At 69.6% G+C, this 14,881-nt stretch carries 17 protein-coding genes and 5 tRNA genes; 6 read left to right on the top strand and 16 right to left on the bottom strand.

Annotation, left to right across the window (positions count from 1 at the left end; all coding sequences use genetic code 11):
* Nucleotides 1–180 precede the first annotated feature (180 nt).
* The gene (locus ACFY9I_RS26980; RefSeq protein WP_033526900.1) at nucleotides 181–414 is read left to right on the top strand and encodes an Lrp/AsnC family transcriptional regulator; all 234 of its coding nucleotides are present in this window, start codon (nucleotides 181–183) and stop codon (nucleotides 412–414) included.
* A gap of 20 nt (nucleotides 415–434) precedes the next feature.
* Nucleotides 435–956: a DUF3515 family protein gene (locus tag ACFY9I_RS26975; RefSeq protein WP_391005947.1), complete on the top strand. Its 522-nt coding sequence runs from the start codon at nucleotides 435–437 to the stop codon at nucleotides 954–956.
* A gap of 126 nt (nucleotides 957–1,082) precedes the next feature.
* Here ACFY9I_RS26975 and ACFY9I_RS26970 read toward each other — a convergent pair whose 3' ends face one another.
* Genes ACFY9I_RS26970 through ACFY9I_RS26960 form a run of 3 tightly spaced genes read right to left on the bottom strand, consistent with a single transcriptional unit; the run spans nucleotide 1,083 to nucleotide 4,116 of the window.
* A complete protein-coding gene (locus tag ACFY9I_RS26970; protein ID WP_391005944.1) occupies nucleotides 1,083–2,240 on the bottom strand; it encodes a D-alanine--D-alanine ligase in 1,158 nt (385 codons plus the stop codon).
* Between the two features lie 59 nt (nucleotides 2,241–2,299).
* Nucleotides 2,300–3,310 (bottom strand): NAD(P)H-dependent glycerol-3-phosphate dehydrogenase, encoded by a 1,011-nt coding sequence (locus tag ACFY9I_RS26965; RefSeq protein ID WP_391005942.1) that lies wholly within the window; start codon nucleotides 3,308–3,310, stop codon nucleotides 2,300–2,302.
* Nucleotides 3,307–4,116 carry a 1-acyl-sn-glycerol-3-phosphate acyltransferase gene (locus tag ACFY9I_RS26960; RefSeq protein WP_391005940.1) on the bottom strand — a complete coding sequence of 270 codons (810 nt, stop codon included), beginning with the start codon at nucleotides 4,114–4,116 and terminating at the stop codon, nucleotides 3,307–3,309. The genes ACFY9I_RS26965 and ACFY9I_RS26960 overlap by 4 nt, the downstream gene beginning before the upstream one ends.
* Nucleotides 4,117–4,281: 165 nt before the next feature.
* On the opposite strand from ACFY9I_RS26960, the gene cofC reads away from it, so the two are divergent.
* A complete protein-coding gene (gene cofC, locus ACFY9I_RS26955; RefSeq protein ID WP_391005937.1) occupies nucleotides 4,282–4,932 on the top strand; it encodes a 2-phospho-L-lactate guanylyltransferase in 651 nt (216 codons plus the stop codon).
* 9 nt (nucleotides 4,933–4,941) lie between these two features.
* A complete protein-coding gene (locus tag ACFY9I_RS26950) occupies nucleotides 4,942–5,145 on the top strand; it encodes a hypothetical protein (RefSeq protein ID WP_391005934.1) in 204 nt (67 codons plus the stop codon).
* A 92-nt stretch (nucleotides 5,146–5,237) separates the two neighbouring features.
* Here ACFY9I_RS26950 and ACFY9I_RS26945 read toward each other — a convergent pair whose 3' ends face one another.
* From ACFY9I_RS26945 to leuC, 4 genes are all read right to left on the bottom strand, one after another.
* On the bottom strand, nucleotides 5,238–5,888 hold the full coding sequence (locus ACFY9I_RS26945) for an HU family DNA-binding protein (protein ID WP_391005932.1): 651 nt from the start codon (nucleotides 5,886–5,888) through the stop codon (nucleotides 5,238–5,240).
* Between the two features lie 137 nt (nucleotides 5,889–6,025).
* Entirely contained in the window at nucleotides 6,026–6,256 is a 231-nt protein-coding gene (locus tag ACFY9I_RS26940; protein ID WP_391005929.1) for a hypothetical protein, read from the bottom strand.
* A 288-nt stretch (nucleotides 6,257–6,544) separates the two neighbouring features.
* On the bottom strand, nucleotides 6,545–7,138 hold the full coding sequence (leuD, locus tag ACFY9I_RS26935) for a 3-isopropylmalate dehydratase small subunit (protein ID WP_391005926.1): 594 nt from the start codon (nucleotides 7,136–7,138) through the stop codon (nucleotides 6,545–6,547).
* Between the two features lie 6 nt (nucleotides 7,139–7,144).
* The gene (gene leuC / locus ACFY9I_RS26930; RefSeq protein WP_391005923.1) at nucleotides 7,145–8,575 is read right to left on the bottom strand and encodes a 3-isopropylmalate dehydratase large subunit; all 1,431 of its coding nucleotides are present in this window, start codon (nucleotides 8,573–8,575) and stop codon (nucleotides 7,145–7,147) included.
* Between the two features lie 199 nt (nucleotides 8,576–8,774).
* Between leuC and ndgR the strand changes: the two genes are divergently transcribed.
* Entirely contained in the window at nucleotides 8,775–9,491 is a 717-nt protein-coding gene (gene ndgR, locus ACFY9I_RS26925) for an IclR family transcriptional regulator NdgR (RefSeq protein WP_030577649.1), read from the top strand.
* A 157-nt stretch (nucleotides 9,492–9,648) separates the two neighbouring features.
* Here ndgR and ACFY9I_RS26920 read toward each other — a convergent pair whose 3' ends face one another.
* The gene (locus ACFY9I_RS26920) at nucleotides 9,649–10,164 is read right to left on the bottom strand and encodes a monooxygenase family protein (RefSeq protein WP_391005920.1); all 516 of its coding nucleotides are present in this window, start codon (nucleotides 10,162–10,164) and stop codon (nucleotides 9,649–9,651) included.
* Nucleotides 10,165–10,243: 79 nt separating this feature from the next.
* On the opposite strand from ACFY9I_RS26920, the gene ACFY9I_RS26915 reads away from it, so the two are divergent.
* Nucleotides 10,244–10,888, top strand: a complete 645-nt coding sequence (locus ACFY9I_RS26915) for a MerR family transcriptional regulator (protein ID WP_391005917.1) — start codon at nucleotides 10,244–10,246, stop codon at nucleotides 10,886–10,888.
* Between the two features lie 50 nt (nucleotides 10,889–10,938).
* Here ACFY9I_RS26915 and ACFY9I_RS26910 read toward each other — a convergent pair.
* The 8 genes from ACFY9I_RS26910 to ACFY9I_RS26875 form a co-directional block, all read right to left on the bottom strand.
* Nucleotides 10,939–11,011, bottom strand: a tRNA-Glu gene (locus ACFY9I_RS26910).
* A gap of 45 nt (nucleotides 11,012–11,056) precedes the next feature.
* Nucleotides 11,057–11,128 (bottom strand) — tRNA-Gln (locus ACFY9I_RS26905).
* 20 nt (nucleotides 11,129–11,148) lie between these two features.
* Nucleotides 11,149–11,221, bottom strand: a tRNA-Glu gene (locus ACFY9I_RS26900).
* Between the two features lie 62 nt (nucleotides 11,222–11,283).
* Nucleotides 11,284–11,356 (bottom strand) — tRNA-Glu (locus ACFY9I_RS26895).
* A 40-nt stretch (nucleotides 11,357–11,396) separates the two neighbouring features.
* A tRNA-Gln gene (locus ACFY9I_RS26890) sits at nucleotides 11,397–11,468 on the bottom strand.
* 90 nt (nucleotides 11,469–11,558) lie between these two features.
* Nucleotides 11,559–12,290 carry an HAD-IA family hydrolase gene (locus ACFY9I_RS26885; protein WP_391005915.1) on the bottom strand — a complete coding sequence of 244 codons (732 nt, stop codon included), beginning with the start codon at nucleotides 12,288–12,290 and terminating at the stop codon, nucleotides 11,559–11,561.
* A gap of 124 nt (nucleotides 12,291–12,414) precedes the next feature.
* Nucleotides 12,415–13,890 carry a glutamate--tRNA ligase gene (gltX, locus tag ACFY9I_RS26880; protein ID WP_391005912.1) on the bottom strand — a complete coding sequence of 492 codons (1,476 nt, stop codon included), beginning with the start codon at nucleotides 13,888–13,890 and terminating at the stop codon, nucleotides 12,415–12,417.
* Nucleotides 13,883–14,659 carry a fumarylacetoacetate hydrolase family protein gene (locus ACFY9I_RS26875; protein WP_391005909.1) on the bottom strand — a complete coding sequence of 259 codons (777 nt, stop codon included), beginning with the start codon at nucleotides 14,657–14,659 and terminating at the stop codon, nucleotides 13,883–13,885. The genes gltX and ACFY9I_RS26875 overlap by 8 nt, the downstream gene beginning before the upstream one ends.
* Nucleotides 14,660–14,881 lie beyond the last annotated feature (222 nt).

Raw genomic sequence — 14,881 nt, 5'->3', positions numbered from 1 at the left:
GTCGCGGGCCGTTGTCGTCCTCGGTACGGTCGAGTGGACCGTCAACTTCCGTCGTCCCCACGGCCCCGTGCGCGCGGCGCGGCTTCCCCGGGTCTCCCCCCGGTGCCGGGCGACGCGATACCGTGGCGTTCCTTTTCCCGACATGATCCACATGATCCTCGTGGCCGCCCTGGAGGTTCCGTGGTACAGGCGTACATCCTGATCCAGACGGAGGTCGGCAAAGCGTCGACCGTCGCCGACACGATCAGCAAGCTCCCTGGGGTCATCCAGGCCGAGGACGTGACGGGTCCGTACGACGTCATCGTGCGCGCCCAGGCCGACACCGTCGACGACCTCGGCCGACTGGTGGTCGCGAAGGTCCAGCAAGTGGACGGCATCACCCGCACTCTGACCTGCCCGGTCGTACACCTGTAGCCCCCGTCTACCCTTGGCCGGTGAACTCCTTGCGTCACCGGCACCCCGCTCGTCTCGGGCTGCCCGTCCTGGCCGTGTCGTTGATCGCCGTCGCGGGCTGCTCCTCAGCAGACGACGGCGGCTCGGCGGCGGTTCCCAGCGCTGGGGCCGCCGCCGTGAAACTGTGCCGGAACCTGGACGAGGTGTTGCCGCGCGAGGTGGACGGTCTCAGCCGCCAGGATCCCCAGCCGGCCTCCGCGCTGACGGCGGGCTGGGGCGACGCGGTGATCATACTGCGCTGTGGTGTGCCCCGGCCGCCCAAGATGGTCGACCCGGGGGTGGCGGAGGGGCGGGACGCCGATGCGGTGGCCGGGGCCGTCGACGGGGTGGACTGGCTGATGGAGAAGCGGGACGACGGGTCGTACCGCTTCACCACGGCGAATCGCTCAGCGTATGTGGAGGTTGCGGTGTCGGCGGATCGGGCCGGGGAGGACACCTCGCCGATACTGGTGGGGCTGGCGCCCGCGATCAAGAAGGCGATACCTGAGGGGGTCGCTTCCTAGCCGTCTGCCAGTGACGGCCGTCGGGAGGCTGCCGCCCGCTTGTGGCTGGTCGCGCCCACGCGGCGGAGCCGCACATCGCCACGGCCCCGCGCCCCTGTTGGGCCTCCGGCCCCTCAGGGGTACGCCTCAGCGGAGGCCCGTCGGCCTGCGCAGCGCCGCCTGGATCAGGCGGTCCACCAGTTCCGGGTACTCGATCCCGCTCGCCTTCCACATCGCCGGGTACATCGAGATCGGGGTGAAGCCGGGGAGCGTGTTGATCTCGTTGATGACGAAGTCGCCGTCCTCCGTGAGGAAGAAGTCGGCGCGGACCAGGCCTTCGCAGGAGGCCGCGTCGAAGGCGTCGACCGCGAGCTTCCGCACCTCGGCGGTCTCCTGCGGGGTCAGCGGGGCCGGGACGATGCCGGGCGTCGAGTCGATGTACTTGGCCTCGAAGTCGTAGTAGGCGTGGGCCTCGGGCGGCGGGATCTCGGCGGGGACGGAGGCGCGGGGGCCGTCCTCGAACTCCAGGACGCCGCACTCGATCTCACGGCCGCGCAGGGCCGCCTCGACGAGGATCTTCGGGTCGTGGCGCTGGGCCTCGGCGATCGCCTCGTCGAGGTCGGCCGGGTCGTCGACCTTGGTGATGCCGATGGAGGAGCCCGCGCGGGCGGGCTTCACGAAGAGGGGCCAGCCGTGCTCACCGGCGAGATCGATGATCTTCTTGCGGGCGGCGGACTCGTCGAGCTGCCACTCACGCGGCCGGATCACCACGTACGGGCCGACCTTGAGCCCGAAGGAGGTGAACACCCGCTTCATGTACTCCTTGTCCTGGCCGACGGCCGAGGCGAGGACGCCCGAGCCGACATACGGGACTCCGGAGAGCTCCAGCATGCCCTGGAGCGTGCCGTCCTCGCCGTAGGGGCCGTGCAGGACGGGGAAGACGACGTCGACCTCGCCGAGCGCCTTGGGGACCGAACCGGGCTCGCTGTAGACGACTTCGCGGTTGGCGGGGTCGACGGGGAGGACCACACCTCCCTCGCGCGACTCGGCGAGCTCCTCGACGCTCGGCGTACGGCGGTCGGTGATCGCCATCCGCTCCGGTGCGTCGGCGGTGAGGAACCAACGGCCTTCCCGGGTGATGCCGATCGGCAGGACGTCGTACTTCGTCCGGTCGATGGCACGCAGGACGGCGCCGGCCGTCACCACGGAGATCCCGTGTTCCGAGCTGCGGCCGCCGAAGACGACGGCGACGCGCGGCTTGCGGGACGGCTGCTCAGGGCTCTGGGGGAGGTTCTCGCTGCTCATATCGCGTTGAGGGTACCCGGTGGTAGTGCGCGAGTCAGCGCCCATACGGTCGCCTTCGTTCAGCGTCGTTCGGGCTTGGCGCTGCGCGACATCATCTCCTTGAGGGCGACGACGGGCGGCTTGCCGTCGTGGACGATGTCGACGACCGTCTCCGTGATGGGCATGTCGACGCCGTACCGACGGCCCAAATCCAGCACGGACTCACAGGACTTGACGCCCTCGGCGGTCTGTTTGGTGACCGCGATGGTCTCCTGCAGGGTCATGCCCTTGCCGAGGTTGGTGCCGAAGGTGTGGTTGCGGGAGAGCGGCGAGGAGCAGGTGGCCACCAGGTCGCCGAGGCCCGCGAGTCCGGAGAAGGTGAGCGGGTCGGCGCCCATGGCGAGGCCGAGCCGGGTCGTCTCGGCGAGACCGCGCGTGATGAGCGACCCCTTGGCGTTGTCACCGAGACCCATGCCGTCCGCGATGCCGACGGCGAGGCCGATGACGTTCTTCACCGCGCCGCCCAGCTCGCAGCCGACGACGTCGGTGTTGGTGTAGGGGCGGAAGTACGGGGTGTGGCAGGCGGTCTGGAGCCGCTGGGCGACGGCCTCGTCGGTGCAGGCGACCACGGAGGCGGCCGGCATGCGGGAGGCGATCTCCCGTGCCAGGTTGGGCCCGGTGACGACGGCGATGCGGTCCTGGCCGACCTTGGCGACGTCCTCGATCACCTCGCTCATCCGCATGGCGGAACCGAGTTCGACGCCTTTCATCAGCGAGACGAGGACGGTGCCGGGGGCCAGCAGACCGGTCCAGTCGGCGAGGTTGCCGCGCAGGGTCTGCGAGGGGACGGCGAGGACGGTGAAGTCGGCGTCGGCCGCGGCCTCGGCGGCGTCGGTGGTGGCCCGCAGGTTCTCAGGGAGCTCCACTCCCGGCAGGTAGTCCGGGTTGGTCCGGGTGGAGTTGACCGCGTCCGCGAGGTCGGCACGCCGCCCCCACAGAACGGTGTCGCATCCCGCGTCGGCGAGCACCATGCCGAAGGCCGTGCCCCACGAACCGGTGCCGAAGACGGCCGCCTTGACCGGCTTGCTCACTTGCCCCGCCCCTCTTCCTGATGTGCCTGTGTCCGCTGGACCGTGCTGTGCTGCTTGGGGTTGTCGACGACCGCGCGGGCGGTCCTGCGCCGCTGCTCGATCCGCTCCAGCTTCGGGTCGTACGGCGTCTTGGGGGCCTCCTCGCCGCGGATCTCCTCGAGCTGGCGGGTGATGGCGGCCATGATGACCTCCGTCGCGTCCTTCAGCAGGTCGGGGGTCATGTCCCGGCCGTAGAAGCGCGAGAGGTCGACGGGCGGGCCCGCGAGCACGTGGTGGGTCTTGCGCGGCAGCAGGTTGGGCTTCTTGGCGTACGGCGGCAGCAATTCGTTGGCGCCCCACTGGGCCACCGGGATCACCGGGCACCTGGTCTGCAGGGCGACCCGCGCGGCGCCGGTCTTGCCGGTCATGGGCCAGCCGTTCGGGTCCCGTGTGAGGGTGCCCTCGGGGTAGAAGGCGACGCATTCGCCGCGCTCCACGGCGTTGATCGCGGCCCGGAAGGCGCTCAGCGCGTCGGTGCTCTCGCGGTAGACGGGGATCTGTCCGGTTCCTCGCATCACGGCGCCGATGAATCCCTTGCCGAAGAGACCGCTCTTCGCGAGAAATCGCGGAACGCGTCCGCTGTTGTACTGATAGTGGGCGTAGGCAAAGGGATCGACATGCGAATTGTGGTTCACGGCGGTGATAAATCCCCCCTCGGCCGGAATGTTCTCCATTCCACGCCAGTCCCGCTTGATCAGCACCACCAGGGGCGGTTTGGCGATCACCGCGGCGAGGCGGTACCAGAAGCCGATTCTGCGGCGGGGCACGCGGACACCTTCCTCTAGGGCTTCCCATGGCCTGCTCCGGAGGTCCGGAGCCGCACAAGTGTCGCCCCGGGCCACCGGTCTGTCGAGAACACCGTACGCCCCACCCCGCGGCGTCCCCTTGCGCCCAGGTGACAATGGCCGCGACAAGAGAGGGACGGAACACCCGTGCAGTGGACCCTGGTCGTACCCCTGAAGCCCCTGGCGCGGGCCAAGAGCAGGCTCTCGGACACCGCCGACGACGGGGTGCGCCCCGGTCTTGCCCTCGCCTTCGCCCAGGACACCGTGGCCGCGGCGCTGACAGCCACCGCGGTCGGCGACGTGGTGGTGGTCACGGACGACCCCCTCGCCGCGCGCGAACTGGCGGCCCTGGGCGCCCGCACGGTCCCCGAGGATCCCCGCGAAGGTCCCCGCGACGGCCTGAACGCCGCGCTGCGGCACGGAACGGCCGTCGTGCGCGCTGTACGCCCGCAAAGCCCCGTCGCGGCCCTGAACGCCGATCTGCCCGCTCTGCGCCCGGGGGAACTGACCCGCGTCCTGAACGCGGCCGCCGCGTTCCCCCGTTCCTTCCTCCCGGACGCCGCCGGCACGGGCACCACCCTGCTCGCCGCGACCGCCGGCCACGACCTCTCCCCCGTCTTCGGCCCGGACTCCCGGCTCCGCCACCGCCGCTCCGGCGCCGTGGAACTCGCTCTCGGCACCGTCGACTCCGTACGCCAGGACGTCGACACCGGCGACGACCTCCGCGCCGCCCTCGCCCTCGGCGTCGGTCCCCGTACGGCCGCCGCGGCCGCGCGCCTGCTGACATCCGGCCAGTAGGCTGCGTCCATGCAGGCCACCGCGTACACCTACGACCCCGCCACCCGCACCGGTCAGGTCCTCCTCGACGACGGCACCCCCGTCCCCTTCGACGCCCCGGCCTTCGACGCGGGCCGACTCCGCCTGCTCCGCCCCGGCCAGCGGGTCCGCATCGAGACGGAGGGCACGGGCGAGGCCCTGCGGATCACCCTGATCACCCTGCAGACGTTCTGAGGAGAACCGGGCCCGGAATCTCCTCCGGAACACACCGCGGGCCGGGCTCCGGCAACAGGAGCCCGGCCCGGCGCGTGTGAGTACCCGGCGCCCTACGACTGGCGGGCCGCAGTCGTCTTCTTCGCGGTCGTCTTGCGAGCCGTCGACTTCTTGGCCGGCGCCTTCGTCGCCGTGGCCTTCTTCGCCGGCGCCTTCTTCGCGGTCGTCTTCGCCGCGGTCGACTTCGCCGCCGTGGTCTTCTTCGCCGCCGTAGACTTCGCCGCCGTCTTCTTCGCGGTCGTCTTCTTCGCCGTGGTCTTCTTCGCGGCAGCCGTCGTCTTCTTCGCGGCGCCGGTCGTCTTGCGGGCCGTGGTCTTCTTCGCGGTCGTCTTCTTCGCCGCCGCCTTCTTGACCGTCGCCGAAGCCCCACCGGTCAGGCTGCCCTTGGGCGCCTTCTTGACCGCGACCTCGCCACCACGGGGAAGCTTCTTCGAGCCGCTCACCAGGTCCTTGAAGCCCTGGCCCGCGCGGAAACGCGGCACGGAGGTCTTCTTGACCCGAACCCGCTCACCCGTCTGCGGGTTGCGGGCGTAGCGGGCAGGCCGGTCGACCTTCTCGAACGAACCGAAGCCGGTGACCGACACCCGGTCCCCCGCGACCGTCGCGCGGACGATGGCGTCCAGTACGGCATCCACCGCGTCGGCGGCCTGCTGACGCCCGCCGAGCTTGTCCGCAATCGCTTCTACGAGCTGCGCCTTGTTCACGTCTTCCCCTTCGGAGACATCGCCAGAACGAAAGTGTTCAAGCTTTTCGCACGTTAGGCAGATATATACCGCAAATCAAACACGAAACGGGCTTATCACCCTTGTGCCGCAACGAACTCGGCGGTCCTGGAGCGGCTTCAGCGTTCCTCTGCGGGGAATCGACCCTCGTCGAGGTCCGTCATGAAGCTCTCCAGCCGCCTTGCCGCGTCGGCGAGATCGTGCTTGGCCACGGCCGTAATGACCAGCAGCTTCCGGGTCAGCGCCATGCGTACGCCCTCCGGGACTTGCAGTGCGCGCACTGTCGCGTGCGCTTCCTTGAGTTGGCTCGCGACCGCCGCATAGAGCTCGAGTTGGCCGTCGTGTTCCATGCACAGATTGTGCCATCTGGGGCGAGTTGTCGCCTGCGCAGGGGGCAACTGCCGTCTCCCGCAGGCTTGGGGAGCACCCCCTTCCGATGCCGCACCATGGTGCGCGTACCCCCACAATCACCTTTGTAACTAGGGGAGTTGAAACCTTTCTGCACATGACTTCGAAGGTCGCCGGACCCGGACATGGCGGTACCCCCAACCGTGCACGATTGGGGGTACCGGGGGGTGTCGCGGTGGCTGGAATCCGCCTTGCGCGGACCGCCCCGAGGGGTGGGCCGCGCCGGTGGATCAGACCTTCAGCGTCCTCGGCTTGTACGAGGGCCGCTTGGCCTCGTACGCGGCGATGTCCGCCTCGTTCTGGAGGGTGATGGAGATGTCGTCCAGCCCGTTCAGCAGCCGCCAGCGGGAGTTCTCGTCCAGCTCGAAGGCGGCGGTGATGCCCTCGGCCCGCACCTCACGAGCCTCCAGGTCGACCGTCACCTCGATCTCGGGGTCCTTCTCGGTGAGCTCCCACAGCGCGTCCACGATCTTCTGCTCCAGCACGACCGTGAGCAGGCCGTTCTTGAGCGAGTTGCCACGGAAGATGTCGGCGAAGCGGGAGGAGATCACGGCCTTGAAGCCGTAGTTCTGCAGCGCCCACACGGCGTGCTCACGGGAGGAGCCGGTGCCGAAGTCGGGGCCGGCGACCAGGACGGTCGCGCCCTTGCGCTCGGGCTGGTTGAGGATGAACGTCTCGTCCTTGCGCCAGGCCTCGAACAGCCCGTCCTCGAAACCGTCCCTGGTCACCTTCTTGAGCCAGTGGGCGGGGATGATCTGGTCGGTGTCGACGTTGCTGCGGCGCAGCGGGACGGCCCGGCCGGTGTGCGTGGTGAATGCTTCCATGACTGATCAGACTCCAGCGGGCGCGGGGGTGTCGGCGTCGGACAGGTCGGCGGGGGACGCCAGGTGGCCCAGGACGGCCGTCGCGGCAGCGACCTGCGGGGAGACCAGGTGCGTACGGCCGCCCTTGCCCTGCCTGCCCTCGAAGTTGCGGTTGGAGGTGGACGCGGAGCGCTCACCCGGGGCGAGCTGGTCGGGGTTCATGCCCAGGCACATCGAGCAGCCCGCGTGCCGCCATTCGGCGCCGGCCTCCTTGAAGACGACGTCCAGACCCTCGGAGACGGCCTGCAGACCGACCCGCGCGGAGCCGGGGACGACCAGCATCCGTACGCCGTCGGCGACTTTGCGGCCCTTGACCAGCTCGGCGGCGGCGCGCAGGTCCTCGATGCGGCCGTTGGTGCAGGAGCCTACGAAGACGGTGTCCACCTTGATGGAGCGCAGCGGCTGCCCGGCCTCCAACCCCATGTACTCCAGGGCCTTTTCGGCGGCGAGGCGCTCCGAAGCGTCTTCGTACGAAGCGGGGTCGGGGACGTTCGCCGAAAGCGGCGCGCCCTGGCCCGGGTTGGTGCCCCAGGTGACGAACGGCGACAGCGAGGCGGCGTCGATGACGACCTCGGCGTCGAACTCGGCGTCCTCGTCCGTCTTCAGCGTCTTCCAGTACGCGACGGCCGCGTCCCAGTCCTCGCCCTCGGGGGCGTGCGGACGGCCCTTCAGGTACGCGAAGGTGGTCTCGTCGGGGGCGATCATGCCCGCGCGGGCGCCGGCCTCGATCGACATGTTGCAGATGGTCATCCGTGCTTCCATCGAGAGCTTCTCGATGGCGGAGCCCCGGTACTCCAGGACATAGCCCTGGCCGCCGCCGGTACCGATCTTGGCGATGATCGCCAGGATCAGGTCCTTGGCGGTGACGCCCTCGGCCAGCTCGCCCTCGACCGTGATGGCCATGGTCTTGGGGCGCACCAGCGGCAGCGTCTGCGTGGCCAGCACGTGCTCCACCTGCGAGGTGCCGATACCGAACGCCAGACCACCGAAGGCGCCGTGCGTGGAGGTGTGGGAGTCACCACAGACGACGGTCATGCCCGGCTGGGTCAGACCCAGCTGCGGGCCGACGACGTGCACGACACCCTGCTCGACGTCGCCCAGCGGGTGCAGACGCACACCGAACTCGGCGGCGTTCGCGCGCAGCGTCTCCAGCTGGACCCGGGAGACCGGGTCCGCGATGGGCTTGTCGATGTCGAGGGTGGGGGTGTTGTGGTCCTCGGTCGCGATGGTCAGGTCGAGCCGGCGAACCTTCCGCCCGCTCTTGCGGAGACCGTCGAAGGCCTGCGGGCTGGTCACCTCGTGCAGCAGGTGCAGATCGATGAAGAGGAGGTCGGGCTCGCCCTCGGCGCGCCGGACGACATGGTCGTCCCAGACCTTCTCCGCGAGTGTCCTACCCATCGCTTTCCCTCCGGCCGGCGCGTCAGTGCGTCGGCCCAACTAGAGATCTCGGAGGTGGCCGGCGCACGTGTCCCCCTCGTGGCGCGTGCCGGCCGCCGGGCTCGTCGGTCCGCGAGCCGCTGTTGTTCTGCTTCCAGAGTGGCAAGGTCCACGTGAAATTGAACTTGCGTTTCACAGAGTGAGACGCGAGTATCGTTGCATGGACAACAGTAGCGGCGTCGGCGTTCTGGACAAGGCGGCCCTGGTCCTGAGCGCCCTGGAGTCCGGTCCGGCCACCCTCGCGGGTCTGGTCGGCGCCACCGGACTCGCACGACCCACGGCCCACCGCCTGGCCGTGGCTCTGGAACACCACCGCATGGTGGCACGCGACATGCAGGGCCGTTTCATCCTCGGCCCCCGGCTGGCCGAGCTGGCCGCGGCCGCCGGCGAGGACCGCCTCCTCGCGACGGCAGGCCCGGTGCTCACGCACCTACGGGATGTGACGGGCGAGAGCGCTCAGCTCTACCGCCGCCAGGGCGACATGCGCATCTGCGTCGCCGCGGCGGAGCGCCTGTCCGGACTGCGGGACACGGTCCCGGTCGGTTCGACCCTCACGATGAAGGCCGGTTCCTCGGCCCAGATCCTCATGGCCTGGGAGGAGCCGGAGCGTCTGCACCGCGGTCTTCAGGGCGCCCGCTTCACGGCCACCGCCCTGTCGGGCGTGCGGCGCCGGGGCTGGGCCCAGTCCATCGGCGAGCGCGAGCCGGGCGTCGCCTCGGTCTCCGCCCCCGTGCGCGGCCCGTCGAACCGGGTGGTGGCCGCCGTCTCGGTCTCGGGCCCCATCGAGCGCCTGACCCGCCACCCCGGCCGTATGCACGCCCAGGCGGTCATCGACGCCGCGGCCCGCCTCTCGGAAGCCCTCCGCCGCACCGGCTGACCCTCGACATCCCGTCCGACCATGAGAAAAGGCCTGCCTCAACGCCGCGGCAGGCCTTTTCTCATGGGTTCGACGGCAGCGCCCCACAGGGGCGCGAGGAACTGCGCGAGCGACCACGACCAACCCTCGGTCGCCCCACACAGCTCCGCCGCGGCGATCAGGCGCCCACACCCCGCCCAGCCCTGTGAGCGAACCTCTCCTTCGCCGACCTCCCCCGCTTCTCAACCGGCAGCACCCCCGTGGCCGCCGCGAGGCCGAACGCCGGCATGTCGGCGTAGATCGACTCGTACGCCCCCTCCGGCACCACATACGTCTCGTGCCAGAGCCCCACGTGCTGCCGGGCCTTCCCCTTGCGCTCCTTGCGGTTGAGCGCCGCCCACGCCACGCGATGGAACGCGTCGGGCGCGTGCGCGTAGGCATAGAGCTTCTCCTTGGACTCCCAGTACTGGACGACGTAGTACGTCCGCGGGGAGGCCGTGAGCAGCACCGCGTTCAGCAGCCCCCGGCTCGGGTCCTTCCGCAGCTCCCGCAGCATCCGCGGCATGGCGGCGAGCACCGGTCCCCAGTGGTGCACGGCCCAGAAGTGGTTGATCCGCGTGCCGATCAGCAGAACCACCACCTCCCCTTCGGCGGCGGCGGTGGTACGGCCGGCGACGACCCGCTTCCCGAACATGACTCCCCCTTATTGGTGAGCGGCACTATCCGAACACCCATGCTTGGATAGTGACACTTCCCAAGGAGAGGTGCAAGGGATGCGGCTGGCGGAGTTGAGCGAGCGCAGCGGGGTGTCCACCGCGACGATCAAGTACTACCTGCGCGAAGGGCTGTTGGCGCCGGGCCGCCAGATCAACGCGACCACGGCCGAATACGACGAGGAGCATCTGCGCCGGCTGCGCCTGGTGCGCGCGTTGATCCAGGTGGGCAAGGTCCCGGTGGCGAACGCCCGGGAGGTGCTCAGGCATGTCGACGACGAGTCCCTGGGCCGTACGATCCGGCTCGGCGCGGCCCTGTGGGCGCTGCCCCAGGCACCCGAGCCGGACGAGGAGGACCCGGTCACGGTGGCCGCGGCGGCCGAGGTGGACCGGCTGCTGCGGATCCTGGGCTGGGACTCGGTGCGCGAGATCGGCCCCCTCTCCCCCGTACATCGCTCACTGGTGGCGCTGGTGGCGACGCTGCTGCGGCTCGGCTATCCGTGCGACGCCGAACTCATGGCCCCGTACGCCGAGTTGATGCACCAGGCGGCCGCGCGGGACCTGGACCGCATGGAGACCTACCCGTCCGACACGGAGAAGGTGGAGGTGGCGGTCTCGTCGGCGGTCCTCTTCGAGCCGGTGCTGCGCGCGCTGCACCGGCTGGCACAGGAGGAGGAGTCGGCGCGGCGGTACGGCATCGAGTAGCCGGAACACGAAGAAGGCCCCCCACCGAAGTGGAGGGCCTTCTCGATGTGTACCCCCGACCGGATTCGAACCGGCGCTACCGCCTTGAGAGGGCGGCGTGCTAGGCCGCTACACAACGGGGGCGTGGAGCCTGCAGGCGTTTGAGTACTACACCGCCGCAGGTCCAAGCTGGTCTACCTGGACTCGAACCAAGACTAACTGAACCAGAATCAGTCGTGCTGCCAATTACACCATAGACCAATGTGGTTTAGACCAGTCAGTACCCCCGACCGGATTCGAACCGGCGCTACCGCCTTGAGAGGGCGGCGTGCTAGGCCGCTACACAACGGGGGCCCTAGCGATCCTGCATCGTGGTCGGCGGGAGCTACCCTGACCGTCCTCGCGGGAAGGATCTGTACCCCCGACCGGATTCGAACCGGCGCTACTGCCTTGAGAGGGCAGCGTGCTAGGCCGCTACACAACGGGGGCTTCGCGGAGTTGATCTCCGCCTGCAGATGAGCTCTGCGAGCTGGCCTACCTGGACTCGAACCAAGACTAACTGAACCAGAATCAGTCGTGCTGCCAATTACACCATAGGCCACTGGAACGCAAGCCCCTTAGGGGATCTTGTTCTAGTTCGCTCCGTCGGCTCCGGCCTTTCGGCCCGCTCCCCGGCGGCGCAGAAAGAACATTACCCGAAGGTGGACGGCGCTCCAAAACGGGTATCCGAGCCGAGGATCACCGGGAGTTCGGCGAGGGTGGCGATGCGGTGCGGCCCGACGGGCGGGTCGATGGTCGCGTGGAGGCCGCCGCGGTCGATCCAGACCGACAGCAGACCTGCGTCGGCGGCGCCCCGGCCGTCGATCTCCGGGTGATCGCCGACGTAGGCGACCTCGTGCGGCGGCAGCTCCAGGGACTCGCAGGCCACGTGGAACGCCTCGGCGGCCGGCTTGTGAACACCCAACTGCTCGGCGCACAGCACCGTCTCGAAGCGGTCCCACACCCCGAGGGCGCGCAGTTTGCGTTCCTGGACGGGGAGGCTGGAGTTGGAGAGCACCGCGTGGCGGTGGCTGGCCGCTAGGGCGTCCAGGACGGGCAGGACGTCCGGGAAGAGGGCCCAGGCGCGCTCGTAGTGGGCGATGTAGCGCTCGAACCAGTCGTCGGCCTCCGTGTCACTCAGCGGCTCACCGAGGAAGTCGCGGACGCGGTCACGCCGGGTGGCCTCCCAGTCACCCTCACCGGCCGCGTACCGCCGCCAGTGCAGGCTCGTGAGCTCCTTCCAGCGTGTGATCGCCCGATCGACGGTGTCGTACCCGTGGAGCAGTCCCTCGACAGCCAAGTGGGCGCGCATCCCGGCCCGGTCGGCCGCGGTGTAGTCGAAGAGGGTGTCGTCCACGTCCCACAGCACGGCCTTGATGTTCATGGAACCGACCGTAACCCGAGGGCGGCCGCCCTGTCCGGAGGACGGCGAAGGGGCGGCCACCGGGACTCCGGATGCCGCCCCTCACGTACCGCCCCCTCACCTGCCGTTCGTCACGTGCCGTTCGTCACGCGGCGAGCTTCGCCAGGGCCGCGTCGACGCGGGCCAGCGTCTTCTCCTTGCCCAGGATCTCCAGGGACTCGAAGAGCGGCAGGCCGACCGTGCGGCCGGTGACGGCGACGCGGACGGGGGCCTGGGCCTTTCCGAGCTTGAGGCCGTGGGCCTCTCCGGCGGCCAGGACGGCCTCCTTCAGGGACTCGGCCGAGGTCCAGTCGGCGGCCTCCAGCTTCTCCCTCGCCGTACGAAGGAGCGCGTCGGAGCCCTCCTTCATGGCCTTCGTCCAGCTCGCCTCGTCCTCCACCGGCTCGGGCAGGAACAGGAAGTCGACGTTCTCCGTGATCTCCGACAGGACCCTGAGGCGGGTCTGCGCGTGCGGGGCGATGGCCTCCCACTTCGCCTCGTCGAAGTCTTCCGGCGCCCAGGAGGCGAAGGGGGCCTTCAGCCAAGGGGCGCAGCGCTCGGTGAACTCCTTCACGTCCAGCAGGCGGATGTGGTCGGCGTTGATCGCCTCGGCCTTCTTCAGGTCGAAGCGGGCCGGGTTGGGGTTCACGTCGGCGATGTCGAAGGCGGCGACCATCTCCTCGATCGTGAAGATGTCCTGGTCGGCGGAGAGCGACCAGCCGAGCAGGGAGAGGTAGTTGAGCAGCCCCTCGGGCAGGAAGCCGCGCTCGCGGTAGAGGTTGAGCGAGGACTGCGGGTCACGCTTGGACAGCTTCTTGTTGCCCTCGCCCATCACGTACGGCAGGTGCCCGAAGGACGGGACCTCCTTGGCGATGCCCAGCTCCATCAGCGCCTTGTAGAGGGCGATCTGACGGGGCGTCGAGGAGAGCAGGTCCTCGCCGCGCAGGACGTGGGTGATCTCCATCAGGGCGTCGTCGACCGGGTTGACGAGCGTGTAGAGCGGGGCGCCGTTCGCACGGACGATGCCGTAGTCCGGCACGTTCTCCGGGGTGAAGGTCAGCTCGCCGCGGACCAGGTCCGTGAAGGTGATCGTCTCGTCGGGCATCCGGAAGCGGATGATCGGCTCACGGCCCTCCGCCTCGTACTGTGCCTTCTGCTCGGGCGTGACCTCGCGGCACTTGCCGTCGTAGCCGGAGGGCCTGCCGGCTGCGCGGGCGGCGTCGCGGCGTTCCTCCAGCTCGGAGGCGGTGCAGTAGCAGGAGTACGCGTGCCCGGCTTCCTGGAGCTTCTTGGCGATCTCCTTGTACGTCTCCATGCGCTGCGACTGGCGGTACGGCGCGTGCGGGCCGCCGACCTCGGGGCCCTCGTCCCAGGTGAAGCCCAGCCAGCGCAGCGAGTCCAGGAGCTGCTCGTAGGACTCCTCGGAGTCGCGGGCCGCGTCGGTGTCCTCGATGCGGAAGACGAACGTGCCGCCGGTATGGCGGGCGAACGCCCAGTTGAACAGGGCCGTGCGGACCAGGCCCACATGGGGGTTGCCGGTCGGGGACGGACAGAAACGTACGCGGACGGAGCCGTTAGCCACGCTTGATCACCTTGTTGGTGAGAGTGCCGATGCCTTCGATGGTGACGGCGACCTCGTCGCCGACGTTGAGGGGGCCGACCCCCGCGGGGGTGCCCGTGAGGATCACGTCGCCGGGGAGCAGCGTCATGGCCTCGGTGATGTTGACGATCAGGTCCTCGATGGAGTGGGTCATCTCGCTCGTACGGCCGAGCTGACGCTGGCCGCCGTTGACGGTGAGCTGGATGGTCAGGTCGCTCGGGTCGAGCTCGGTCTCCACCCAGGGGCCCAGCGGGCAGGAGGTGTCGAAGCCCTTGGCCCGCGCCCACTGCTTCTCGCGCTTCTGGACGTCACGGGCGGTGATGTCGTTGGCGCAGGTGTAGCCGAAGATCACGTCCTTGACGCGTGCACGCGGGACCTCTCGGCACATCCGGCCGATGACGACGGCGAGCTCGGCCTCGTGGTGCAGCTCCTGCGAGAAGGAGGGGTACTGGATCTCGTCGCCGGGGCCGATCACCGAGGTGGCGGGCTTGAAGAAGGCGAAGGGGGCGTCGGGGACCTCGTTGCCCAGCTCGCGGGCGTGTTCGGCGTAGTTGCGACCGAAGGCCACGACCTTGTTGGGGAGCACCGGCGGCAGCAGCCTGACCTTGTTGACCGGGACCTTCGTACCGGAGAGCTCGAAGTCCGCGAACGGAATGCCCTTGATGATGTCGAGGACGAGCTCGTCCGGCTTGTCGCCCTCGACCGCGCCGAAGGCTACGTTCCCGTCGATGGAGAACCTGGCGATGCGCACGGGATGCTTGCGCCCCTTAACTGAGCTGGCTGGAGTCTGACACTCCAGGCTAACGCGGCAGGGGGTGCCCGCCTCGCGCATCAGGGCGGTGGGCACACGGAAGGGGGCCCCGCGGGGGGGGGGGGCCCCGCCGGGTGGCCACCCCGGGAACCACAGAATTTTTAACAGAAGCCACCATAGGGGGCCGCGGGGTACCCGCGGGCAGTGCCTGGGCACAAAACA

This window comes from Streptomyces sp. NPDC012510 (genome assembly GCF_042955065.1).
Classification (GTDB): Bacteria; Actinomycetota; Actinomycetes; order Streptomycetales; family Streptomycetaceae; genus Streptomyces.
Note: the sequence above shows the minus strand (reverse complement) of the source record. Positions and strands in the feature narration are given on the sequence as shown.